The organism is Aurantimicrobium minutum, assembly GCF_029893825.1.
GTDB lineage: Bacteria > Actinomycetota > Actinomycetes > Actinomycetales > Microbacteriaceae > Aurantimicrobium > Aurantimicrobium minutum_C.
Genome location: NZ_JARXXV010000001.1, coordinates 413,746 through 436,484, shown reverse-complemented (window position 1 = coordinate 436,484; position 22,739 = coordinate 413,746). Strand labels below are relative to the sequence as shown.

25 protein-coding genes and 1 tRNA gene are annotated in these 22,739 nt (G+C 49.3%); 18 read left to right on the top strand and 8 right to left on the bottom strand.

Annotated elements, in window-relative coordinates; all coding sequences use genetic code 11:
• The first annotated feature begins 43 nt into the window (after positions 1-43).
• On the top strand, positions 44-1,771 hold the full coding sequence (gene leuA / locus M2120_RS02045) for a 2-isopropylmalate synthase (protein WP_280797061.1): 1,728 nt from the start codon (positions 44-46) through the stop codon (positions 1,769-1,771).
• Here leuA and M2120_RS02040 read toward each other — a convergent pair whose 3' ends face one another.
• A complete protein-coding gene (locus tag M2120_RS02040) occupies positions 1,772-2,632 on the bottom strand; it encodes an SURF1 family cytochrome oxidase biogenesis protein (RefSeq protein WP_280797060.1) in 861 nt (286 codons plus the stop codon).
• A 4-nt stretch (positions 2,633-2,636) separates the two neighbouring features.
• Positions 2,637-2,912 (bottom strand): DUF3099 domain-containing protein, encoded by a 276-nt coding sequence (locus tag M2120_RS02035; RefSeq protein ID WP_280797059.1) that lies wholly within the window; start codon positions 2,910-2,912, stop codon positions 2,637-2,639.
• Positions 2,913-2,990: 78 nt separating this feature from the next.
• Here M2120_RS02035 and fabG point away from each other — a divergent pair, with 78 nt between their 5' ends.
• Entirely contained in the window at positions 2,991-3,701 is a 711-nt protein-coding gene (gene fabG / locus M2120_RS02030; protein WP_280798144.1) for a 3-oxoacyl-ACP reductase FabG, read from the top strand.
• On the opposite strand, the gene serB is transcribed toward fabG, so the two are convergent.
• Together serB and glgC are read right to left on the bottom strand one after the other, a co-directional pair.
• The gene (gene serB, locus M2120_RS02025; protein ID WP_280797058.1) at positions 3,698-4,366 is read right to left on the bottom strand and encodes a phosphoserine phosphatase SerB; all 669 of its coding nucleotides are present in this window, start codon (positions 4,364-4,366) and stop codon (positions 3,698-3,700) included. The genes fabG and serB overlap by 4 nt on opposite strands.
• On the bottom strand, positions 4,363-5,601 hold the full coding sequence (glgC, locus tag M2120_RS02020; protein WP_280797057.1) for a glucose-1-phosphate adenylyltransferase: 1,239 nt from the start codon (positions 5,599-5,601) through the stop codon (positions 4,363-4,365). Before glgC ends, serB begins: the two co-directional genes overlap by 4 nt.
• Before the next feature lie 96 nt (positions 5,602-5,697).
• Between glgC and glgA the strand changes: the two genes are divergently transcribed.
• The 3 genes from glgA to M2120_RS02005 all read left to right on the top strand — a co-directional run bounded on the left by glgA (position 5,698) and on the right by M2120_RS02005 (position 8,045).
• Positions 5,698-6,882, top strand: a complete 1,185-nt coding sequence (gene glgA, locus M2120_RS02015; RefSeq protein WP_280797056.1) for a glycogen synthase — start codon at positions 5,698-5,700, stop codon at positions 6,880-6,882.
• 19 nt (positions 6,883-6,901) lie between these two features.
• Entirely contained in the window at positions 6,902-7,687 is a 786-nt protein-coding gene (locus M2120_RS02010; RefSeq protein ID WP_280797055.1) for an ABC transporter ATP-binding protein, read from the top strand.
• Between the two features lie 106 nt (positions 7,688-7,793).
• Positions 7,794-8,045, top strand: a complete 252-nt coding sequence (locus M2120_RS02005) for a type B 50S ribosomal protein L31 (protein ID WP_110233403.1) — start codon at positions 7,794-7,796, stop codon at positions 8,043-8,045.
• Between the two features lie 60 nt (positions 8,046-8,105).
• On the opposite strand, the gene M2120_RS02000 is transcribed toward M2120_RS02005, so the two are convergent.
• Complete coding sequence (locus M2120_RS02000) at positions 8,106-8,807, bottom strand: 3'-5' exonuclease (protein ID WP_280797054.1); 702 nt, start codon at positions 8,805-8,807, stop codon at positions 8,106-8,108.
• A 68-nt stretch (positions 8,808-8,875) separates the two neighbouring features.
• Here M2120_RS02000 and M2120_RS01995 point away from each other — a divergent pair, with 68 nt between their 5' ends.
• The gene (locus M2120_RS01995; protein ID WP_280797053.1) at positions 8,876-9,772 is read left to right on the top strand and encodes an alpha/beta fold hydrolase; all 897 of its coding nucleotides are present in this window, start codon (positions 8,876-8,878) and stop codon (positions 9,770-9,772) included.
• Positions 9,769-10,854, top strand: a complete 1,086-nt coding sequence (locus tag M2120_RS01990; RefSeq protein ID WP_280797052.1) for a glycosyltransferase family 4 protein — start codon at positions 9,769-9,771, stop codon at positions 10,852-10,854. The genes M2120_RS01995 and M2120_RS01990 overlap by 4 nt, the downstream gene beginning before the upstream one ends.
• Here the strand turns inward: M2120_RS01990 and M2120_RS01985 are convergent.
• A complete protein-coding gene (locus M2120_RS01985) occupies positions 10,819-11,685 on the bottom strand; it encodes a Sir2 family NAD-dependent protein deacetylase (RefSeq protein WP_280797051.1) in 867 nt (288 codons plus the stop codon). The genes M2120_RS01990 and M2120_RS01985 overlap by 36 nt on opposite strands.
• A 62-nt stretch (positions 11,686-11,747) precedes the next feature.
• On the opposite strand from M2120_RS01985, the gene M2120_RS01980 reads away from it, so the two are divergent.
• The 3 genes from M2120_RS01980 to M2120_RS01970 all read left to right on the top strand — a co-directional run bounded on the left by M2120_RS01980 (position 11,748) and on the right by M2120_RS01970 (position 14,931).
• Positions 11,748-12,551, top strand: coding sequence for a TrmH family RNA methyltransferase (locus M2120_RS01980; RefSeq protein WP_280797050.1), 804 nt, complete (start codon positions 11,748-11,750; stop codon positions 12,549-12,551).
• 43 nt (positions 12,552-12,594) lie between these two features.
• Positions 12,595-14,385, top strand: a complete 1,791-nt coding sequence (locus M2120_RS01975) for a DEAD/DEAH box helicase (protein ID WP_280797049.1) — start codon at positions 12,595-12,597, stop codon at positions 14,383-14,385.
• Positions 14,386-14,472: 87 nt separating this feature from the next.
• A complete protein-coding gene (locus tag M2120_RS01970) occupies positions 14,473-14,931 on the top strand; it encodes a hypothetical protein (protein WP_280797048.1) in 459 nt (152 codons plus the stop codon).
• 45 nt (positions 14,932-14,976) lie between these two features.
• On the opposite strand, the gene M2120_RS01965 is transcribed toward M2120_RS01970, so the two are convergent.
• Positions 14,977-15,059 (bottom strand) — tRNA-Leu (locus M2120_RS01965).
• 106 nt (positions 15,060-15,165) lie between these two features.
• On the opposite strand from M2120_RS01965, the gene M2120_RS01960 reads away from it, so the two are divergent.
• Positions 15,166-15,990, top strand: coding sequence for an undecaprenyl-diphosphate phosphatase (locus M2120_RS01960; protein WP_280797047.1), 825 nt, complete (start codon positions 15,166-15,168; stop codon positions 15,988-15,990).
• Here M2120_RS01960 and M2120_RS01955 read toward each other — a convergent pair.
• Positions 15,987-16,907, bottom strand: coding sequence for a proteasome assembly chaperone family protein (locus tag M2120_RS01955; protein WP_280797046.1), 921 nt, complete (start codon positions 16,905-16,907; stop codon positions 15,987-15,989). The two genes, M2120_RS01960 and M2120_RS01955, sit on opposite strands and share 4 nt — an antisense overlap.
• A gap of 66 nt (positions 16,908-16,973) precedes the next feature.
• On the opposite strand from M2120_RS01955, the gene M2120_RS01950 reads away from it, so the two are divergent.
• The 7 genes from M2120_RS01950 to tatC all read left to right on the top strand — a co-directional run bounded on the left by M2120_RS01950 (position 16,974) and on the right by tatC (position 22,738).
• Positions 16,974-17,663 carry an HAD family hydrolase gene (locus M2120_RS01950; protein ID WP_280797045.1) on the top strand — a complete coding sequence of 230 codons (690 nt, stop codon included), beginning with the start codon at positions 16,974-16,976 and terminating at the stop codon, positions 17,661-17,663.
• Positions 17,663-18,673, top strand: a complete 1,011-nt coding sequence (locus M2120_RS01945; protein ID WP_280797044.1) for a tRNA (adenine-N1)-methyltransferase — start codon at positions 17,663-17,665, stop codon at positions 18,671-18,673. The genes M2120_RS01950 and M2120_RS01945 overlap by 1 nt, the downstream gene beginning before the upstream one ends.
• Positions 18,674-18,738: 65 nt before the next feature.
• Positions 18,739-19,683: an FKBP-type peptidyl-prolyl cis-trans isomerase gene (locus M2120_RS01940; RefSeq protein WP_280797043.1), complete on the top strand. Its 945-nt coding sequence runs from the start codon at positions 18,739-18,741 to the stop codon at positions 19,681-19,683.
• Positions 19,684-19,692: 9 nt separating this feature from the next.
• Complete coding sequence (locus M2120_RS01935) at positions 19,693-20,685, top strand: helix-turn-helix transcriptional regulator (RefSeq protein WP_280797042.1); 993 nt, start codon at positions 19,693-19,695, stop codon at positions 20,683-20,685.
• The gene (locus M2120_RS01930) at positions 20,685-21,656 is read left to right on the top strand and encodes a helix-turn-helix transcriptional regulator (RefSeq protein ID WP_280797041.1); all 972 of its coding nucleotides are present in this window, start codon (positions 20,685-20,687) and stop codon (positions 21,654-21,656) included. The genes M2120_RS01935 and M2120_RS01930 overlap by 1 nt, the downstream gene beginning before the upstream one ends.
• A 41-nt stretch (positions 21,657-21,697) precedes the next feature.
• A complete protein-coding gene (tatA, locus tag M2120_RS01925; protein ID WP_280797040.1) occupies positions 21,698-21,907 on the top strand; it encodes a Sec-independent protein translocase subunit TatA in 210 nt (69 codons plus the stop codon).
• Between the two features lie 48 nt (positions 21,908-21,955).
• Positions 21,956-22,738, top strand: a complete 783-nt coding sequence (tatC, locus tag M2120_RS01920; RefSeq protein WP_280797039.1) for a twin-arginine translocase subunit TatC — start codon at positions 21,956-21,958, stop codon at positions 22,736-22,738.
• Position 22,739 lies beyond the last annotated feature (1 nt).

The following is a 22,739-nucleotide window of genomic DNA, read 5'->3' as shown; positions in this document are numbered from 1 at the left end:
GGAGAAGCCCGTTGGCTGACCACCACCCGCGAGGAGAAAAAGCATGAAGAACAATCAAACTGCAAGCACTATGCCAGTGCATAAGTATCGTCCTTATCACGAGACGCTCGGCATTGACCTGCCTGACCGTACTTGGCCCAGTAAGCGTATTGAGAAGGCACCTATTTGGTGTGCTGTCGATCTACGTGATGGCAACCAAGCCCTCATTGACCCCATGTCGCCTGAGCGCAAACGCATCATGTTCGACCTTCTGGTCAAGATGGGTTACAAAGAAATCGAAGTTGGTTTCCCCTCTGCAAGCCAGACTGACTTTGACTTTGTACGTTCCTTGATCGAAGAAAACGCCATTCCAGATGACGTAACAATCCAGGTCCTTACTCAGGCTCGAGACCACCTCATTGAGCGTACCTACGAGGCAATTGCTGGCGCCAAGCAGGCAATCGTTCACTTCTATAACTCGACCAGTATTTTGCAGCGTGATGTTGTATTCCGGGAAGACCGCCAAGGAATCATGGACATTGCATTGCATGGTGCACGCTTCTGCCGTGAGATGGAAAAGACCATTCCGCAAACAAAGGTCTATTACGAATATTCGCCTGAGAGCTTTACCGGCACCGAATTGGAATATGCCGTTGAAGTTTGTAATGCAGTACTCGAAATTCTTGAACCCACACCAGAGCGCAAGGTCATCATCAACCTTCCCGCAACGGTCGAGATGGCTTCACCTAACGTTTATGCAGACTCCATTGAGTGGATGGGGCGTCACCTCGCTCATCGTGATAACGTTCTCATTTCTCTCCACCCTCACAATGACCGAGGAACTGCAGTAGCTGCTGCGGAACTTGGTTATATGGCTGGCGCAGACCGCATCGAGGGATGTCTTTTTGGAAACGGAGAGCGAACCGGAAATGTTGACCTTGTCGCACTCGGAATCAACATGTTTACTCAGGGAATCGACCCTCAAATTGACTTCAGCAACCTTGATGAGGTCAAGCGCACTGCTGAGTACTGTAACCAGCTGAAAGTTCACGAACGTAGCCCCTGGGCTGGCGATCTCGTATACACAGCTTTCTCGGGTTCTCACCAAGATGCCATCAAGAAGGGCTTCGAGCGCATGGCTGCAGATGCTCAAGCGCAGGGCACTCATGTAGACAACTTGGTGTGGGCAGTACCCTACCTTCCTGTTGATCCCAAAGACCTAGGTCGTAGCTATGAAGCGGTTATCCGCGTCAATTCACAGTCCGGTAAGGGTGGCGTTGCTTACCTCCTCAAAAAGGATCACAACCTCGAATTGCCCCGCAGGCTTCAAATTGAATTCTCCGGTGTTGTGCAGCACAAAACTGACGCTGAAGGTGGTGAAGTTTCCAGTGAAGATCTCTGGGAAATTTTCCAAGACGAATATCTTCCAGCTAAAGAAGCTGCACACAAGTGGGGCCGATTTGAACTCACTGGCAGTCGAACTGAGAGTGATTTCAACGGAACGCTCAAGCTCTCAGTAGATCTGAGGGATGGCGATACCGTATCTCGCCAAGACACCGTTGGTAACGGTCCCATTGACGCTTTCCTCAAACTCATGTCAGCCCAAGGTATTGACGTTGAGCTCTTTGACTACGTAGAGCACACTCTCTCTGCTGGTGGAGACGCAATGGCAGCGGCTTATGTTGAACTCAACGTCAACGGAACGCGACTGTGGGGCGTTGGTATCGACTCAGATATTTCAACAGCTTCCTTGAAAGCTGTTGTTTCTGCCATCAACCGCGCTGTCCGCTAACTAGCGACCATCCAGAATCGCGTCTTCAATATCTTCTTCGGAAGGCTTGGAGGCGCGTTTCTGTGCTTGAGCTTCGAGCTTTGCTTTGCCTTCTGCGGTCTCTGAGTTTCGGATGCGCAATTCATTTCTGACCGCCCAACCGAGACCTATAAAAGCGAGAACGCCGAACATAATCCACTGGAGCGCATAACTCAGGTGTGCACCTTCATCTAATGTTGGCTTCAATGCAGGCAAAGGTGCCTGGTCAACAGGAACGGGATCTTCGCTTTCAAGCAGCCCATATGCCCCGGTGTAAGTCGGAGCGTTCAGTACTTCTTGAATAAGAGGAAGTTCAATCGTGGCAACTTGTCCATCTGACATTCCTCGTCCGGGAATACTTGGTTCACTCGCTTTCAAACGTGCAACAACAGTAACTCCACCGGTGGGTGGTTGAGGGAGTATGTAGGGATCCACTGGATTTTCATTTGCAGGTAGCCATCCACGATCAACAATGAAGATCATTCCGTCACCAGTTTTGAGCGGAGTGAGTACTTCAACACCAGCTACTTGTTCTCTAGGGCGACTTCTAGCAACAAGTTGCTCTTCTGGAAGGTAAGTTCCCGTGACAACGATTGGAATCCACTTATCGTTTTCATCGAATTGTGTGGGGTCTGGAAGAGCTTCTGTGAGAGCTATGGGCTCTGCGTTGTAATTGGCTAGGACTCTGTTGATTTCTTGTTTTGCTTCATCTCTGCGCGCAAACTGCCACGTCGACAGAGCAACACAAGCACCGGCAAAAAGTGCGGTTAGCAGAAAGTAACTCAGCCAGCGTTTAGTGAACGCAACTCGATACCAAGGAATTGAAGCTTTATTGTCAGTCACTGAGTCAGCTGGACTTTTCTTGATACAAAACAATTGTTGATGGTCGTTCAACAAAGGATTGCTGCGGCGCCATTTTCACGTTGGCAATAATCATCGCGAAATAGGGGAGCACAATTGCTCCGGTTGCGCACACAACTAGCCACCAGCCTGAGACGAAAAGCATTGCGACAATGCACACCATGCGGATTCCCATGGCAATGGAATACTTAATCATGCGAATGCGACGCTCATCGGTAGGTGCCAGCGGAAGCGATGTTGCTGACTGAAGTTGTTTCTTCATTGTCGGCCATGTCCCAACGGTTGATGTGGTGTTACTAGCCTACGACTAAGCTGGCATTCAATGCATCCGACTGGAGGAATTGTGACCGTTCGTACCGTGCTTATCACTGGCGGAAACCGTGGTATCGGATTTGCCCTCGCTGAAGAGTTCATCGCTCAAGGGCATCGAGTTGCTGTAACAGCACGTTCTGGTGAAGGTCCTGCAGGTTCGTTGACCGTTCGTGCTGATGTGACCGACGGTGAGTCGCTCGATGCCGCCTACGCAGAAGTAGAGTCCAAGCTTGGTCCCGTGGAGGTTCTTGTCGCTAACGCGGGAATCACCAAGGACACACTCGTGATGCGCATGACCGATGAAGAGTTCGATTCTGTTGTGGACACAAACCTCGGTGGAACTTTCAAGGTAGTTAAGCGTGCCGTCAAGGGAATGCTCAAGGCACGTTTTGGACGAATCGTGCTGATTTCATCTGTGGTCGGTCTGTATGGATCTGCTGGTCAGGTTAACTACTCCTCTTCCAAAAGTGCACTTGTTGGTATGGCACGTTCTCTCACTCGCGAGCTCGGTGCTCGTGGCATCACAGCTAACGTTGTTGCCCCTGGCTTTATAGAGACAGATATGACCGCTGCATTGCCTGAAGAACAGCAAGAGCAATATCGCAAGAACATTCCAGCAGGCCGTTTTGCCCAGCCTTCAGAGGTTGCAAAAGTGTGCGCTTGGCTTGCTTCAGATGATGCAGGTTACATCTCTGGTGCTGTTATCCCAGTAGATGGCGGATTGGGTATGGGACACTAAAGCCCAATAAGTTCTAACGCCTTGCTGAGGTCTCGTTCTTTGAGGGCGACATCAGCTTTGTCTTGCACAACAGGCTTGGCACAAAATGCAATACCCAAACCTGCAACAGCCATCATTTTCAAATCGTTTGCACCGTCACCTATTGCAACTGTCTGAGACAGGGGAGTAGCGGTAGCTTCTGCCCATTCAATGAGCGTGTCAGCCTTCGCTTGGGCATCAACAATGTCTCCAAGTACTTTTCCGGTGAGTATGCCGTCTTTGATTTCAAGACGATTAGCTTTCCAGAAGTCCAGTCCTAGTGATTCAGCAAGTGGATCAAGGAGTTCATGGAAACCCCCACTGACAACCCCAACAGAACCACCTTGGGCTTTCACAGTAGCTATGAGTTTCTGTGCTCCCTGAGTCAGGGTGATGTGAGACCGCACAGTGTCAAAGACGGATTCGGGTAGACCGGCAAGAGTAGAAACCCGTTCACGCAAGCTCTCGGCGAAATCTAGTTCTCCTCGCATTGCACGTTCGGTAACAGCAGCAACCAGATCCAACGAACCAGCTTCTGCCGCAAGTAGTTCAATAGCTTCGTTCTCAATAAGTGTTGAATCAACATCGAGAACAACGAGAAAACGCTTCGAATCCGTAACGTCTAAAGAATTACGGACTTCGGTCATGGCGCTACTCGTACTCCCTTACCCACGACGGTGATACCTGATTCGGTGACTGTGAAACCACGTGCTCGGTCACGGTCGTGATCAACACCAATCTTGGCGCCTGATTCAACAACAACTTCTTTATCAAGAATAGCCCGACGAATCTCTACATCTGAGCCGATACTGACGTGATCGAAAACGATGGAATCGTGAACACTAGCTCCGGAATCAACCTGGCACCAGGGCCCTAGGACGCTCCGCTCAATGTGTGCTCCAGAGAGCAAGGAGCCGAGTGATACGACAGAATCAATCGTTGCCCCTACGCGGCCACGAGCATCACGAACGAACTTAGCTGGTGGTGAATTGACTTGCATCGAATAGATGGGCCAGTTCGTGTTGTACAGGTTGAAAACAGGAAGGGTGGAAATCAAGTCCATGTGTGCATCGAAGAAACTGTCGATACTTCCTACATCTCGCCAGTAGTACTTGTCACGGGCTGTGGAGCCTGGGACGTCGTTGCGGTTGAAGTCGTAAACTCCGGCCTGTGCCTTTTCCACAAAGTAAGGGATGATGTCTCCACCCATGTCGTGGCTGGAATCAGGAAGTTCACCATCGGTTTCGACGGCTTCAATCAATGCATCTGCATCGAAGACGTAGTTACCCATTGAAACAAGTACTTCTTCAGAGTTGTCTGGCAACCCGATTGCATCGGTTGGCTTTTCACGGAATCTGCCAATCTTGGTGACATCTTGTGCATCAACCTCAATAACGCCAAATTGGTCGGCCAAGCGAATCGGCTGGCGAATAGCAGCAACAGTTACTTTCTTGCCTGACTCAATATGTGCCTGAATCATTTGGTCAAAGTCCATGCGATAAACGTGGTCAGCACCAACTACAACAACAATGTCGGGCTTTTCGTCACGAATGAGGTTCAGGCTTTGCAAAATTGCATCAGCACTACCTGAGAACCACCTCTTGCCCAAACGTTGCTGAGCTGGCACTGAAGCAACGTAGGAACCTAACAAGCCTGACATGCGCCAGGTCTGAGAAACGTGGCGGTCAAGCGAGTGGGACTTGTATTGAGTGAGAACGACGATTTGACGTAGACCAGAGTTGATCAGGTTGGATATGGCGAAGTCAACCAAACGATACTGCCCACCAAAAGGCACAGCAGGCTTTGCGCGGTCTTCTGTCAGGGGCATGAGGCGCTTGCCCTCGCCACCAGCGAGAACAATTCCGAAAACCTTCTTTGGCATGTCTCAACAGTAGAACACTCAAGTAACAGATTGGCAACGTAATTTCTCTGCGTTACGTGTGGGCACAATGCTTGCTATTGATATAGCGTTCTTGACATGCGCGTTGATTTATTGACCAAAGAGTATCCACCCGAGATTTATGGTGGGGCCGGGGTGCACGTTGCCGAATTGGTCAAGGCTTTACGAACACACATTGAAGTTCAAGTTCGATGCTTCGGTTCTCGACGTGATGAGCGTGATGTCACCAACTATTTCATTCCTGGAGAACTTGCCTCTGCCAACGCTGCTCTCCAAACGATTGGTGTTGATTTGCTGATGGCAAACGACACGCTCGGTGCAGATCTCGTACATTCACACACCTGGTATGCAAACGAAGCTGGACGAGTGTCACAACTTCTCCACGGAATTCCTCACGTGATTACAGCACATAGTCTTGAGCCACTGCGTCCCTGGAAGGCCGAACAGCTCGGTGGCGGATATCGGATCTCCAGCGATATTGAAAAATCTGCCTATGAATCTGCCGATGCTGTCATCGCTGTGAGTGCAGGTATGCGCTTAGATATCTTGCGTTCCTATCCAGATATTGATCCAAACAAAGTTCATGTGGTGCACAACGGAATTGATGTGGAGGCATGGGCACCCACATCAAATCCTGATCTTCTTGCGCGGTGGGGAATAGACCCAGAAAAACCAGCCGTCGTGTTCGTTGGTCGAATTACTCGTCAAAAAGGTTTGCCATACCTTCTCGAGGCTGCAGAGAGCCTTCCAGAAGATGTTCAGCTCATTTTGTGTGCAGGTGCACCTGATACACCAGAAATCAAGGCTGAAGTTGAATCGCGGGTTGCTGCCCTCCAATCGCAACGTGACGGCGTTGTATGGATTACTGAGCATCTTCCTCGTCATGAAATTGCGGCACTTCTCAGCGCATCTACTGTGTTCGTATGTCCCTCGATCTACGAACCCTTGGGGATTGTCAATCTTGAAGCAATGGCGTGCGGTATTCCAGTTGTGGGAACAGCGACCGGCGGTATTCCTGAAGTAGTCGATGACGGCGTGACTGGGTGGCTTGTTCCAATTGAACAGCTCCAAGACGGAACAGGAACCCCTTTAGATCCTGCAAAGTACGTCTCTGACCTCGCAAGAGCAATGACACTTGCAGTTTCAGACCGTGACAAAGCTCGTCAAATGGGTGTGGCGGCGCGGGAACGAGCACGTGTGCACTTCGACTGGATGGCAATTGCCGACCAAACACGGGCGATTTACGACCTCGTCTTGCGTTAACTCTGGCTAGCATTGAGGCATGGTTCAGGTTCTTCGTTTTTCTAACGCTTCTCTCGTTCGTGACGGCAACACTATTGTCAACAACCTGAACTGGGAAGTATCAAGCGACCAGAGATGGATAATTCTCGGCGCAAACGGCGCTGGTAAGACGTCAGTCCTCGACATGGCTTCTGGATGGGATATTCCAAGCTCTGGCCAGGTAACTGTTCTTGATGAAGATCTCGCTTCAGCAGATCCTGAATGGCTTCGTCCGCGCGTTGGCTATGCATCTTCGAGCATGGCAAAGCGCATTCCTCCCACAGAGACCGTTTCAGATGCAGTTATTACTGCTGCGTATGCTGCGGCAGAACGTCGTGGAGAGCAATTCGAAGATCTTGATATTCGCCGTGCTCGTCGTGTACTTGCTGAGTGGCGTCTTGAAGGTTTGTCTGATCGCACATTGGTTTCATTATCTGAAGGTGAAGCCAAGCGTATGCAGATTGCACGATCAATCATGACTGATCCTGAGCTATTGCTACTTGATGAGCCCACTGCAGGACTTGACTTGGGTTCTCGTGAAGAAATTATGCAGATGCTTGGCTACTTCGCAGGTAATCCTTCTGCGCCAGCGATCGTCATGGTGACTCACCACGTCGAAGAAATTCCCCGGGGGTTTACCCACGTGCTTCTCATGAAAGATGGGGGAGTTGCATATGCTGGCCCTCTCGCATCTACATTAACCAGTGAGAACTTGACTGATGTCTTTGGGGTTGCAGTTACCGTCTACAACAACGATGGTCGCTATTCTGCGCAAGCAACCCTCTAAGTTTCTGATAACATAGTGAGTCGGTCTAGTTCGCTAGGCGAAAGGCCGCAAGCTTTTGTTCCTCACATCACGTGTTGAGCAACGTCCATATTGAAGGAAAATACTGATGAAGTCTGACATCCACCCCGAATACGCACCCGTCGTTTTCCACGACCTTGCTTCGGGCGAGTCGTTCCTGACCCGTTCAACCCTTACCAGCTCTAAGACCACTACGTGGACTGACGGCAACGAGTACCCCATCATTGATGTGGAAATCTCTAACGCTTCACACCCCTTCTACACCGGTAAGCAGCGCATTATGGATTCCGCAGGTCGCGTAGAGAAGTTCAACAAGCGCTTTGCTGGTTTCGGTCAGTAAAGACTTCACACATCGAAGAAGCCCGGTCATTGACCGGGCTTCTTTCGTTAACTCTCGTACTTATCGCACGGGCCACAGTCCGTCCCCTGCAAAAACAGGGAGGTTTTGGCTGCGGCGCCAGTTTGCGTAGCTTTCCGCCTGCTCTTTAGCCCAGATCACCTGAAGGTCATGGAGCTCGGATGCTGGGTATGCCAGATCTGCTGCATACTTCTTTCCAATCGCCTGTGCCACGCGGCCGGCAGCAATGGCATCTGCTGAAGCATCATGCGCATCGGTAAGTTCAACACCATAGTGTGCTGTTGTTGCTTCAAGTGTTCGCTTGCCTTTGCGATACTTATCAACCTGCTTATCAATGATCATCGGATCAATCACTGGTGCTGGTGAAGACAATGGGTCGAATCCGTATCGTTTGGCTTCGCGGTCCAAAATAGTGAAGTCATATGCGGCGTTATAAGCCACGACGCCGATTCCTTCAGTGAAGAAACCCTGAAGTTTGGTCAGAATTTCATAGATGCTGTCTGGAGCTGGAGCACCTTCTGCGCGCATGCGCTCAGTCGTGATGCCGTGAACTGCGGTGGCTTGTTCCGGAATCTCAATTCCACAATCAATAAGCCAATTGGTTGCATCTTCGACTTCACCATAGGGATTCAACACACTGATGTGTGCTGAAACTATACGCGTGGTCTCTGGTGCAATACCAGTAGTTTCAGTATCGAATACGGCAATAACGTTGGCCCATTCGGGCAATCCTGTGTTGGTCACGTAACTCACTCTAGGCACTACCGCTGACATGACGTGGGTAGAGCATCGGTGCGCCTACACTTGAGGCAATGCCTTCATTTTCCCCTTTTGTCGACAAGCTTGCTGCTATACCCACGAAGCAAGCTTCGATTGAGGTTGGCTCAATTTCGACGCAGTATTGGGAATACGGAAACCCAGAATCACCCATTCAGCTGGTCATGATTCATGGTTTCCGCGGAGATCATCACGGTTTAGAACCAATCGTTGCCGAACTTGGCGCAGATGTGCACGTCATCATTCCTGATCTGCCTGGTTTTGGAGTGTCAGAAGCACTTCCTAGCCCGGCTGATATTTCTGCCTATTCTTCTTGGTTGGTCGGGTTTGTCAATGGCTTGAAAGCCCAAAACTCAGTAATTTTGGGACACTCTTTCGGTTCTATCGTTGTCGGTGCAGCACTTGCTTCCGACTTACCAAACAAACGCGCCATCATGATTAACCCCATTGCCGCAAATGCGCTTAAGGGTCCTCGTGGTGTGATGACCAGGCTTGCTGTTCTGTACTACAAAGTTGCAGCAGCACTACCTGCCAAGGCTGGGTATGCGCTTCTGAAAAACAAAACTATTGTTCGCGTAATGAGCGAAACAATGGCTAAGACCAAGGACCCCAATCTGCGTCAGTGGATTCATGATCAACATGATCAATATTTCAGCCTGTTTGCATCTCGCGATTCGGTTCTTGAAGCTTTTGAAACATCAGTTTCAAATGATGTTTCACAATTTGCACCTAGAATTACCCAAGAATTGATGATGCTTGTTGCTGACAAAGATGACATCACGGCACTTCCGGAACAACAACACCTAGCATCACGAATTCCTGGGACACGACTGGAAGTTGTGGAGGGTGTTGGTCACCTCGTACATTACGAAGCCGCTGATTTTGCAGCAAAGAATATTCGCGATTTTCTTGGATTGACCGCCTCATCGTGAAGATAGCTTTCGACTGCCGTTACGTTCGTACCGATCATCACGACGGAATTTCGCGTTTTAGTGCTCGCCTAGTAGAGCAATTGGCTCCTTTGGCTTCTGCTCGTGGCGATCAAGTAATCATGCTGATTTCTGATCTGAAACAGCTCACCATGCTGCCAGAGCTCCCATACGAGCTCATCAGTTCTCCTACGAGTATTCGTGAACCTAGGGTTGCACACCAGATAAATAAGTTCGGCCCTGACATCGTCTTTTCCCCCATGCAGACCATTGGCTCGCGTGGTCGGAAATATAAGTTAGTCCTCACCGTTCACGACCTGATCTATTACAGCCACCCCACGCCTCCTCGGCAGTTTGCGTGGCCTCTTCGGTTGCTGTGGCGCCTCTATCACTTGTCCTGGTTACCTCAGAAGATGTTGCTCGCCAAGAGCGACGCAATTGTTGCCGTTTCTGCAACAACTAAGTCGTTGATACTGAAGAGCAAACTAGCGACAAAGCCTGTCTACGTCGTTCACAATGCTGCAGATCAGCCGGTAAAGAACCCCGTTGTAGTGCCAGCTGATCAACGTTCTCGCTCTGTTGTGTATATGGGCTCTTTCATGCCTTACAAGAATGTCGAAACTCTCGTCAGGGCTATCGCTGCACTTCCTGACTTCACTTTGCATCTTCTCAGTCGTATTTCTGATGTCGATAGAAAACGGCTTTCAGGCATAAATCCTCAAGCCCAGATTCATTTTCATAATGGAACTACTGATGAGGATTACTTTGATTTGCTCACCCATGCCACTGCACTGGTCAGTGCCTCACGAGACGAAGGCTTCGGCATTCCTTTGGTTGAATCAATGAGTTTAGGGACTCCCATTGTCGTCTCAGACATCCCCATATTTCATGAAATTGGTGGGGACGCAGCCCTCTTCGCCAGCCCTGATCAACCAGAAGAATTTGCTGAAGCTATTGAGTCTTTGACCAATCCACAGAAGTGGCAACAAGTCTCTAACCTCAGCAGAACGCAGGCACAGAAATTCAGCTGGAAGAAGTCAGCCCAAGATTTACTCGATGTCCTCGTAAAGGTTGCCGGCTCCTAGCTTTACAGCCAAATTACTGAGCACATCACTCGTTCCCGCATCGAGTTTGAGTGATGCTTTCTTGTCACCTTTAGTTTCACCGCGGTTCACAATGATGACGGGCATACGTTGACGTTTAGCTTGTTCAAGCAGTCGTATTCCAGAGTTGACTGTGAGGGAGGAGCCGGCAATAAGAAGTGCATCAGCGCGCTTAACCAAACTGGTCGCTGCCGAAAACACTTTGGCAGGGACAAACTCTCCAAAGAATACGACGTCTGGTTTGAGCATCCCCCCACACACTGTGCATTCGGGGATCAGAACTGAGTTGTAATCAGTAACATCCACATCGCCGTCCGGGGCAAGCACGATATTCCTGAGTTCATCAAGCCAGGGGTTAAGAGCACTCAATTTACTTTCTACGCCAGATCGGTCGAATTGTTGCCCGCAATCTAAACACAAGACCCGATCGAGACTGCCATGTAAATCAACGACGTGTGAACTACCGGCACGTCGGTGTAGGCCATCAACGTTTTGACTAATAACCCCTTCAATGATTCCTGATTGCTCCATGGCTGCAAGGGCAAGGTGACCTTGATTGGGTTCGGCCTCTGAGAAAGATTTCCATCCCACGTGTGCACCAGCCCAATATCGTTGTCTGGCTGTGTGGGATGAAAGAAAATCGCTGATGTTCATCGGAGTGCGTTTAGATGCTCCCTTGCCGCGGTAATCAGGAATACCAGAATCAGTTGAAACACCAGCGCCAGTGAGCACAGCAACACGTCGACCAGCAACGAGTTCAACCACGGCGTCCATGCCATCGACATGTGTGGTGTGCTCCAAAATTGCGGCCATGGCCGCAAGCCTAAAACACTTGCGTTTCGTGCATGTTTCCAGTTACTGCCAAACTTGACCTTATGGTTTCCGTTGTGCACATCACTGATTTGTCGCACGAAGGGCTTCAAGATTATGTTTCCCTCACGGATGTTGCCCTCAGAAAGGTCTCAGACCCTAAGCGAGGTCTCTACATTGCTGAATCAAGCAAAGTGATTCAGCGAGCTCTCAATGCAGGTCACACCCCACGGTCTGTTCTGATTCAAGAACAGTGGCTTGAAGAAACACTCCCACTGATTCAGGACTATGACTGCACACTATTTGTCGGTAATTCTTCATTATTGGAAGAGCTCACAGGCTTCGATATTCACCGCGGAGCACTCGCTGCGATGCAGCGTCCTGTCTTACCCGAAGTGCGTGATCTGCTGACAACTGCTCGTCGAGTAGTGGTGCTTGAAGACATTGTTGATCACACAAATGTTGGTGCCATTTTTCGAGCCGTAGCTGGCCTTGGTGCTGATGCGGTATTGGTAACACCTCGCTGCGCTGACCCTCTGTATAGGCGTTCTGTGCGTGTTTCGATGGGAACTGTACTTCAAGTGCCCTGGACACGTTTGCCTGAGTGGTCAGAAGCAAGGGCGATACTGCGAGAAGCCGGTTTTCATATCGCGGCAATGGCACTTTCAGATGATGCCGTTTCACTTCGGGAATTTGCCGCACAGCAGCCAGAGAAAATTGCACTGGTTTTCGGTTCTGAAGGCGATGGTCTCAGTTCACAAGCTCTCGTGGCGTGTGACACTATTGTGACGATTCCTATGTTGCATGGAGTTGATTCACTCAACGTGGCTTCTGCAAGCGCTGTTGCTTTATATGCACTCACCGATTAGCTGAAACAAACTTGACCACAATCCTTTTTAGGATGGATTCATCATGACCAGCGAACAGACGCATATCGGCTCGTTCGCAGCAGAACATCTTCCACCGGCCTATCCTGCCCGCGCCCCCTGGGGTACTGCAGAAAACCTGCGTGCTTGGCAGTCAGAGGCGCTAGATACCTATTTCGCTACTGAACCCCGTGATTTCCTCGCTGCTGCAACTCCTGGCGCTGGAAAGACTACTTTCGCTCTGCGTCTAGCAACTGAGTTATTGCGCAGACGCAGCATCGACCGAATCACTGTGGTCACCCCCACTGAGCACCTCAAAACACAATGGGCTGAAGCTGCTCACAAGGTTGGTATCAAACTTGATCCAGGCTTCAGTAACGCTCAGAAAAGGCACGGTCGGCAATTTCACGGAGTAGCTGTTACCTATGCTCAGATTGCCATGAAAGCGCACATTCATAAGGACCTCACAGAGTCTGCACGTACTCTGGTCATCTTGGATGAGGTTCACCACGGTGGGGATGCGTTGAGCTGGGGGGATGCCATTCGTATCGCTTTCGAACGGGCAGAACGTCGCCTCTCGCTCACGGGAACACCTTTTAGAAGCGATACCGCTCCCATTCCTTTCGTTTCTTATCTTCCTGATCGTGATGGTGTTCTGGTTTCTCAAACCGATTATGACTACGGCTATGGTCGTGCACTTCAGGACGGTGTGGTTCGTCCAGTAATTTTCATGGTTTATGCCGGCTCGATGAGGTGGCGTACACGTGCTGGTGACGAGATGGAAGCACGACTTGGGCAGGACAATACGAAAGATGTCACTTCCCAAGCCTGGCGTGCAGCACTAGATCCTTCAGGGAATTGGATTCCCCAAGTAATGCAGGCGGCCAATAATCGTCTCAGTGAAGTGCGTAACACTATTCCTGACGCCGCAGGTCTGGTCATCGCTACAGATCAAGATGATGCCAGAGCGTATGCGAAAGTACTTCACGAATTGACTGGTGAAGAACCTACTGTCGTGTTGAGTGATGAAAGTGGGGGCGGTGACAAGATCACAGAGTTCAACTCCGCTACTTCGCGCTGGATGGTAGCTGTCCGTATGGTTTCTGAAGGGGTAGATGTCCCTCGTCTTTCCGTAGGGGTTTATGCAACAAGTGCTGCCACACCCCTGTACTTTGCTCAGGCAATTGGTCGCTTTGTCCGAGCACGTCGCCGTGGTGAAACCGCCTCAGTATTTCTCCCAAATGTTCCTCAATTACTTCAACTAGCTGAACAACTTGAACTTCAACGTGATCATGCATTGGAGCGTCGTTTGCAGCCAGGGGAAAATGAATATCCAGAAATGAATGCTTTCGACCAAGCGCAACGTGAAGATTCTGCTTCTGATGCGCTGGAGCAAGACCTTGGTGAATATGCATTCCTAGGGTCTGACGCAAACTTTGACAAGGTGATGTATCAAGGAGAGGAATTCGGCAGCTATGCCGAACCCGGCTCTCCTGAAGAACATGACTTCATCGGCATTCCTGGCATTTTGGAACCGGAACAAATATCAGAGCTTCTCCGGCATAGACAACGGCGTCAAGCACAACGTGGTGAAGGTCGTTCTCAAGATGTTGCAGTCAATAAGAGCATTCCTTTGCACCGTAGTCTCAAAGAGCAACGAGCTCTTCTCAACTCTTTAGTGGCTCTATGGAGTAAGCAGACGTCAACACCACATGGCATTATTCACACAGAACTACGCCAGACGTGTGGCGGTCCAGCTGTTGCTCAGGCAACAGTTGCTCAGCTCCAAGCACGCATTGATTTGATGCGACGCAGAATCTCATCTCCGGTCAAATAGCAATATCTTCCATAATTTTCTTCGACACGCACAACATCTTGTGTTTCAATCACGGGTTGAAGGTTGTGAAGTATTACTATTTTCAGCATGTCTTGTATTCGATTTAACACACCTGCTCAACGTGCGCAGCTTGATGCGTTGAAGGCAGATAAGAAACTCAATGACACTGCGGTAGCCAAGTTCCTCGGTCCTGAATTTGGTGAGTCAAAGATCAACAGACTGCGAACCATGGCTACTGATAAAAATCCAAAGATTCGCGAAAGTGTTGCTTTGAGCTATCACGTACCCGAAGAGGTCATGTGGGCTTTGGCGAAAGATAAAAACGAGGGTGTACGTATCTGTGTCGCTCGTAACGAGACCACTCCATGTGACATTCTTCGCCACCTTGCTTCAGACAAAAGTGAACAAGTTCGAAGTTGGGTAGCAGTTAACTTCTTTGTGCCTCAAGACACTATGGAGCTATTGGCTACAGATAAGAGTGAATCAGTACGAAAGCTCGTTGCCTGGAAGTCAGATCTTGCAGAAAAAGAAATCGTGCACGCGTAATTTATAAACAAAGAAGCCCCGGTCCTAGACCGGGGCTTTTCTTTGTGCGCGAAGGGGGACTTGAACCCCCACGTCCTTACGGACACTAGCACCTCAAGCTAGCGCGTCTGCCATTCCGCCACCCGCGCAGGTGTTGGTGTTTTACTACCGAGAGACAACATTAGCACGAAGAAATATGCTCAATGTTCACGTGGCAACCTCTGAGGCAGAAATTGTGGCGTTAGTGTCTGCATTATGGGTTTTTTCGAAGCACTTTTCCTTGGTTTCGTTCAGGGGCTAACTGAGTTCATTCCAGTTTCAAGTTCGGCACATTTGCGAATTATTGGAGAATTTTTGCCACATGGGGGAGACCCTGGTGCAACATTTACCGCAATTACTCAGTTAGGCACAGAAGCAGCCGTTGTTGTGTATTTCTGGCGTGACCTGGTTCGTATTGTCAAACATTGGTTTCTGGCACTCATCGGCAAGATTCCGCGAAATGACCCTGAAGCTCGAATGGGGTGGCTGATTATCGTTGGTTCTATCCCCATTGTTGTCCTTGGGCTTGTATTCCAAGACGAAATTGAAACTACGCTACGTTCACTGTGGATCGTGGCAACTATGTTGATTGTCTTTGGTGTCCTTCTCGGTATTTCTGACTATGTAGGCAAGAAAACAAAGAGTCTTCAACAACTCACTGTTGGAAGAGGCATTGTTTTTGGTTTAGCCCAAGCTCTAGCTCTGATTCCAGGTGTTTCACGTTCTGGAGGAACAATCACAGCAGGTTTGTTCATGGGCTTTTCGCGCACAGCTGCAGCGCGATATTCATTCCTGCTGGCTCTTCCAGCTGTGTTTGGAAGTGGTCTTTATCAACTCGCAAAGAGCTTTAAAGAGCCACAAGTATTCAATGGTTTTGAAACATTGGGAGCCACAGTAGTGGCATTCATTGTGGGTATTGGCGTTATTGCGTTCTTGATGAACTGGCTGGGAAAGCACAGTTTCTGGCCATTCGTTGTCTATCGAATTGTTCTCGGTGGAACACTGCTAGCTCTCCTGGCTACAGGCGTTTTGCAGGGTTAGAGTCCTGTAGGGGGTTCCGTACCTTCGCCCGGCTTATCAGTGGAGCGTAAGAATCGTTCAAATTCTTGGGCTAGTGATTCACCGGTAGCTTCGGGGGAGTCCACCATGTCGCGAGCTTGTTCGAGTTGGGCAATATAGGCAGACATGTCTTCATCTTCAGCAGCGAGTTTGTTGATGTTGGCTTCCCACTCTGCAGCTTCCTCGACGAGTTCACCTCGCGGAATAACGACGTCCACAATCTCTTCCAGCTTGTCGATCAAGGCAAGTGTTGCCTTAGGGCTTGGTCCCTGGTGAACGTAGTGGGGAACAGATGCCCAGATTGCAACTGTAGGGATGTCCGCTTCTTCGGCTGCGGCCGCAATCACACTGAGGATTCCAACTGGACCCTCGTAGGTGCTTCTTTCGACATCTAGTTCGTGGCGGACAGCAGCATTTTCGCTAGAAACAAAAGTTGAGATAGGGCGAGTATGTGGAACATCAGCCAGCATTGAACCAAGCAACACAATCGCGGAGATATCTGCTGCAAGAGCAATATCCAAGATTTCATTCGTGAAAGTGAGCCAATTTCTACTTGGTTCAACACCTTGGAGGAGATATATGTTGTTAGCGTTTTTGCCAGTTACTTCAAGAAGCAACTCTTCGCTCTCGAATTCTTCTACTTCCGCCGGAACCATAGGGGCATAAAGAATTGAGGTTGGCCACGTCAAAGCCCTATTGCCTTCGTCATCAAAACCAATGGTTGGACGGTTGAACTGAAAGTCGTAATAGGTTTCAGGGTCAACAGTGTGCAGAGGAATCACATCAAGCTGTTCTTGAAGAGTAGTGACAGCTGAGCTTGCTGCTTCGCCAGCATCATTCCAACCTTCAAAAGCGACGACTAGAAGTCGCCCTCTGAAAGGATTACGTGTGTTGCTCACTGTGGGGAACCCCGTTCTATATCGCTATCAAGAATACCGAGGTCTACGGACAAGTAGTCTTGAGAGGTGAGTACTACTGTTTCAAGTTCAATTGCAATGCCACAAGCAATCTTGTGGGACATGGACGGCACCATCGTAGATTCCGAAGAATATTGGATTGTTGCCGAGCTCGAACTCGTCACTCTCTTTGGCGGAACCTGGACTCACGAAGATGGACTTGCTTTAGTCGGAAATGGACTTCCACAAACTGCTGCAAAGCTTCAGGAACATGGCGTCGATCTCTCCATTGACGAAATTATTCAGGCGTTGACCAATCGTGTACTTGAACAGATTGAAGTAGCGGTTCCTTGGCGCCCAGGTGCCGTAGAACTCATTCATCAGTTCCAAACTTTAGGTATTCCTCAAGCACTTGTAACAATGTCCATCGAACGCATGGCCCGAACAGTGGCATCTGTTATTCCTGGAACACCACTAACTGAAGTTGTTGCTGGTGACAATGTACTCAAAACTAAACCAGATCCTGAAGCATATGTGTTAGCAGCTGAGCGACTCAATGTTGATATTCGCAAATGTGTAGCTTTTGAAGACTCTCCTTCGGGTTGTCGTTCAGCTCACGGTGCTGGAGCAGTCACTGTTGGCGTCCGAAATCTGGTGTCACTGGAAGGCATTCCTTCAGACGTGGTTCTGGACACACTCGTGGGGGTTTCTGCACCGCAGATTTTTGAATTGTTCGTAGCTAAGCGAGGAACTAACTAATGTCTTCTGAGATTACGCCCCGCTATTTACCTGGACCTTTTCGTGCTGGTGATCGTTGCCAACTCACAGACCCTAAGGGCAAAATCAACACGGTTTCGTTGAAACACGGTGATGAGTTTCACACCCATCGTGGTGTTGTGAAGCACGATGACATCATTGGTCTACCTGATGCTTCAGTTGTTCTGAACAGTTCAGGTATCGAGTATCTGGTTATGCGCCCATTGCTCGTAGATTTCGTGATGTCGATGCCTCGTGGTGCAGCGATTATTTACCCCAAAGAAGCACAGGCAATTCTTGGCCAGGCAGACATCTTTCCAGGAGCTCGAGTTGTTGAAGCAGGCGTTGGGTCTGGAGCTCTTTCGTTGTGGTTACTGCGTACCATCGGGCCACAGGGATTCCTCTATTCTTTTGAGCGTCGTGAAGAGTTCGCAGAAATTGCTCGAGCAAATGTTTCCACCTTCCACGGTTACACTCCTAAAAACTGGTCAGTAACCGTAGGAGACCTTCAGGATGCACTTCCTGAAACAGTTCAGCCTGGCCAGGCAGATCGAGTTGTTCTTGACATGCTTGCACCCTGGGAATGCGTAGAGATGGTAGCTGATGCTCTCGTTCCAGGAGGCGTTGTGTTGATGTACGTCGCGACCGTGACTCAACTCTCCAGAGTTGTTGAGGCACTTCGTGACTCTGGTCAGTTTTCACACCCTCAATCCAGCGAAACAATCGTTCGTGGTTGGCACGTTGAAGGTCTTGCAGTGCGTCCTGAACACCGCATGATTGGACACACTGCTTTCCTTGTGACAGCCCGAAAACTTGCTCCTGGAACAGTTCTTCCAGACCTCAAACGTCGAGCTTCAAAGAGCGATTTCAGCGCTGAAGACCTCGAAGCCTGGACACCCGGAGTTCTTGGCGGGCGAGAGATCAGTCCCAAGAGTTTGCGTAAGCGTGTTCGTTCAGCAACAGAAAGTGCAGAACTTTCACAGGCTTCAGACAGCTCGTCGGCAGCTGAATAAGCACACTTCCGCGTAGGCTGAGATTCTCAGGGGAAATTGCTCCCACCCTAGTTTTGCGAGGAATTGTGCGTCGTACTTCAGCTTTATTGGTTGGGCTTGCTATGGTTGCAAGTCTGACTGCTTGTTCATCTTCAACTTCTGATGCCTCCTGCACGCCTCTTGCAGAATCAGGTTCGACTGTAGACAAGGTCAAAGTTTCCGGTGGATTTGGGGAGCTACCAACTGCTGCCTTCCCCACGCCGCTGACGGTGACAAAGACAGAACGCAAAATTCTGGTCAAAGGCGACGGAGCACCTGCACTTCCAGGAGGCGCAGTTACCCTTGACTTCTCTATTTACAACGGTGAAACCGGAGAAATTCTTGGACAGACAAAGTACGACGGTACTGATCTTCAGACTTCTTCACTAGATGACAACAGTCTCATTCACGGTCTTGTAGCTACTATTCAGTGCGCCAATGCTGGAAGCCAGATTGTCTCAGTCATTGCTCCTACTGATTTGCTCGACCAAAATGGTGCACCGGTGGGCAACCTAGGAAAGAACACCAGCTTGGTTGTTGTTGCCGATCTGATTTCTACATCTTTGGCTAAGGCCAACGGTAAAGACCAGCCCGCACAGGATGGTTTCCCCACAGTAGTTCTAGATGCAAATGGTGTTCCAGGAGTCACGGTACCCAAGACCAAGGCACCTACTGAGCTCAAAGTTGAAGTGCTCAAAAAGGGCGACGGTCCAATAGTGAAGGCAGGTAGTTCTGTAACTGTTCACTACACCGGTGTTCTGTGGAGTGATGGCACAGTATTTGATTCAAGTTGGTCTCGTAAATCCCCAGCAACGTTTAGTCTCAACGGTGTCGTTCCAGGATTTGCTCAAGCCTTAGAAGGACAGACTGTCGGATCTCAAATTGTGGCAGTGATTCCACCAGAGCTGGGATACGGCAACCAGGACAACGGCACTATTCCATCTGGTTCTACCCTCGTCTTCGTCATCGATATTCTCGGCACTACTCCCTAAAGACTTCATATGGCTCGTGCAGAAAACAAAGTTAAGAAAGAAGATCGGCTCTTTAGTCTGATCTTGGCTTTGGTTTCGTCACGTGAAGGCCTAACCAAAAACGAAATCCTCAAAACTGTTCGAGGGTATAGCGACATCTACGCCTACAGTGGCAACACTGCCTTAGACAAGATGTTTGAGCGAGACAAAGAAGAGATTCGCTCAATGGGCGTCATCATCGACACTCTGGAGTTACCCGAGGAAGAGGGCCAAACCCATAACATCAGGTATTCAATTTCACGCAGTAACTATGACTTCCCTGAAGGCCTGAGTTTCACCTCTGATGAACTTACACTTCTGAATGTTGCAGCTGCTGCTTGGCGTGAGGCTTCATTGTCGAGCGATTCCAGACATGCACTGACCAAAATCAGGTCATTAGGAGTTTCTGCTAATGACCCATTGATTGGTGTTGCCCCACAGATTCGAACCAATGAACGAGCTTTTGAAGCGGTTGAAGAAGCCCTAGAAAATGAATTAATCCTCACCTTCAACTACCTCAAACCCGGCCAGAGTAAACCGCAGCACAGAACAGCATCACCTTTGGCAGTACTTAGTTGGGGTGGCCTTTGGTACGTACTGGCATATGACTTCGACGCAGAAGCTGAGCGCACATTCCTGCTCAAACGTATCGTTTCCCACCCTAAACGTATTCCTCAAAAGACTCATCCTCGTCCCGCAGAGAACTATGCTCAGCGTCTTCGGGACGAGCTTGAAGAACTTACACGTGCCAATATCGCTGAGATTGAATGTGTTGAAGGTTCCGATGCACATTTACGTCTGAGTGCTCGTTTCGGTAGTGCGAATTCTTCAACACTTCAATTTGGATATTCCGATCTGGAACTGCTGGCAGATGAACTCGCAATGTATGGTTCGCAACTACGTGTGATTTCCCCACCAGCATTGCGTGAGGCAGTTCGCTCGCGGTTCATTCACATCGCAAATATGCATGTGGGAGTGAACTAATGTCTGTTCCACAGCGCCTCGAAGCTTCCGATCGTGTCACTTTGTTGATGTCATTTGTTCCGTATTTGATTGATCAAGGACCTGTCTCTATTGACCGACTTGCTCAACATTTCTCAATTACTCCTGCTCAAGTTCTAGAACTTGTTCTACTTTTGGCAATGTCAGGAGTCCCAGGCGATGACGGGTATTACCAACATCAAGACCTTTTCGATATCAATTGGGATCTCCTTGAAGAGCAACAGATCGTTGAACTGTGGCAGCACGTTGCGGTGGAGGCTACTCCTCGTTTTTCTGCACGTGAAGCAGCTGCTTTATTAGCTGGCCTTCAATACATTTCTGGAATTGTTCCCGATAGCGAAAAGGTGATTGTTGAGAATCTGGTTCGGAAAATCTCACTAGGTGCTTCAGCCGCACCAGAAAATCTCCTGATTTCACCAGCACCTGTGCCTGTAGACCTAGAGATCATGAGGTCAGCAGTTTCTTCAGGGAACAGTGTTCAGTTCAACTATCAGAATGCTTTTGGTATCCAAGCTCAGCGCTTAGTTGACCCTCTTCGTTTAGATCTTGTGGGGGAGTCTTGGTATTTGCGTGCATGGTGTCACGACCGTGACGCCCTGCGAACATTTCGATTGGACCGAATTTCTGAGCTTTCAGTATCTGATTCACCATTTGTCACGAGGCTCAATGCTGAAGATTTGGGAGATGAACTTTTCGAGGTTTCTGAAACTGATCTCAGAGTGCGTTTCTCCATTGAAGAGTCTGCACTTCCTCTCATTTCAGCGTATAAACCTGTTGTGATCTCGTCTCTTTCTCAAGATTCTCTAGAAATCGAGGTTGCGTTTAGTTCACTCAGTAGCGTTCCTATATTCGTTGCTCACATACCCGGTTCCATTACTGTCCTCAATCCACCAGCAGCAATTGAAGCTGTTCAGCTATGGGCAAAGCAGGCGCTTGCCAGCTATAACGCCTAAACTATGAGGACACCCTCGCAACAATTCATAAGGAAGTACAGATGCTAGGAAATCTCTCCGGTTGGCACTTGCTCATCATCATTGCCATCATTCTGTTGTTGTTCGGTGCACCCAAACTTCCTGGTCTCGCTCGTTCGCTGGGTCAGTCCATGCGAATCTTTAAGAGCGAAGTAAAGCAGATGAAAGAAGAGAGCCAAGCTCCTTCTGATTCAAACAGCACCGATTCAAGCGACTCTTCAAAGTCCTCTTAGTAGCCCATGGCGGCACGACAAACTAAAGCCTCTCGGCGCGAAGGAAAGATGTCACTTGGTGGACATCTTGTTGAACTTCGCAAAAGGCTTTATTTATCAGCGCTCTTTATTGTTGTAGGCGCTGTCATTGGCTGGTTCACTGCAGACTTCCTGCTAGCCCAGCTTCGTGAACCAATCTTCCTCGTCGCTTCTTCACAGGACCGTGTAGCGACCTTGAATTATGACGGAATCACGAGTGCTTTTGACTTGAAGTTGCAGATAGCTTTCACCGTAGGAATTGTGATTTCAAGCCCTTTCTGGCTTTACCAAATCTGGGCTTTCTTCATGCCCGGTCTTACTCGTCGCGAGATGAAATACACACTTGGTTTCATGCTCAGTGCTATCCCACTTTTCCTCGCAGGCTGTGCTGCTGGTTGGTATGTATATCCCCACATCGTTGCTTTGATGACGAGTTTTGCACCCAGCGATGACGCCACAATTATCACTGCAAAGACGTATTTTGATTTCGTCTTGAAACTTGTTTTGGTTGTTGGTGTAGCTTTCGTGCTTCCGGTATTTCTTGTCTTGTTCAACTTCGCTGGCTTACTTTCCGCGCAGAGCATCATCAAGTCCTGGCGCATTGCCGTACTTGTGATTACCTTATTCACGGCTATTGCCACACCTGCTGCAGACGTACTCTCCATGTTCCTTCTCGCCATTCCTATGGTGTTTCTCTACTTTGCCGCTGCGGGCATCGCGTGGCTACATGATCGGAGAAAATCCAAACGCTCTGCAGAATTTCCAGAAGATCAACCAAGTGTGCTTCCTCCAGCTGAACCGCTGTTGTCATAGT

Coding starts and splice junctions, on each gene's coding strand:
- leuA (WP_280797061.1), top strand. CDS start 44: ATGAAGAACAATCAAACTGCAAGCACTATGCCAGTGCATAAGTATCGT.
- M2120_RS02035 (WP_280797059.1), bottom strand. CDS start 2,912: ATGAAGAAACAACTTCAGTCAGCAACATCGCTTCCGCTGGCACCTACC.
- serB (WP_280797058.1), bottom strand. CDS start 4,366: ATGACCGAAGTCCGTAATTCTTTAGACGTTACGGATTCGAAGCGTTTT.
- glgC (WP_280797057.1), bottom strand. CDS start 5,601: ATGCCAAAGAAGGTTTTCGGAATTGTTCTCGCTGGTGGCGAGGGCAAG.
- glgA (WP_280797056.1), top strand. CDS start 5,698: ATGCGCGTTGATTTATTGACCAAAGAGTATCCACCCGAGATTTATGGT.
- M2120_RS02010 (WP_280797055.1), top strand. CDS start 6,902: ATGGTTCAGGTTCTTCGTTTTTCTAACGCTTCTCTCGTTCGTGACGGC.
- M2120_RS02005 (WP_110233403.1), top strand. CDS start 7,794: ATGAAGTCTGACATCCACCCCGAATACGCACCCGTCGTTTTCCACGAC.
- M2120_RS01995 (WP_280797053.1), top strand. CDS start 8,876: ATGCCTTCATTTTCCCCTTTTGTCGACAAGCTTGCTGCTATACCCACG.
- M2120_RS01985 (WP_280797051.1), bottom strand. CDS start 11,685: ATGGCCGCAATTTTGGAGCACACCACACATGTCGATGGCATGGACGCC.
- M2120_RS01980 (WP_280797050.1), top strand. CDS start 11,748: ATGGTTTCCGTTGTGCACATCACTGATTTGTCGCACGAAGGGCTTCAA.
- M2120_RS01975 (WP_280797049.1), top strand. CDS start 12,595: ATGACCAGCGAACAGACGCATATCGGCTCGTTCGCAGCAGAACATCTT.
- M2120_RS01970 (WP_280797048.1), top strand. CDS start 14,473: ATGTCTTGTATTCGATTTAACACACCTGCTCAACGTGCGCAGCTTGAT.
- M2120_RS01960 (WP_280797047.1), top strand. CDS start 15,166: ATGGGTTTTTTCGAAGCACTTTTCCTTGGTTTCGTTCAGGGGCTAACT.
- M2120_RS01945 (WP_280797044.1), top strand. CDS start 17,663: ATGTCTTCTGAGATTACGCCCCGCTATTTACCTGGACCTTTTCGTGCT.
- M2120_RS01935 (WP_280797042.1), top strand. CDS start 19,693: ATGGCTCGTGCAGAAAACAAAGTTAAGAAAGAAGATCGGCTCTTTAGT.
- M2120_RS01930 (WP_280797041.1), top strand. CDS start 20,685: ATGTCTGTTCCACAGCGCCTCGAAGCTTCCGATCGTGTCACTTTGTTG.
- tatA (WP_280797040.1), top strand. CDS start 21,698: ATGCTAGGAAATCTCTCCGGTTGGCACTTGCTCATCATCATTGCCATC.
- tatC (WP_280797039.1), top strand. CDS start 21,956: ATGTCACTTGGTGGACATCTTGTTGAACTTCGCAAAAGGCTTTATTTA.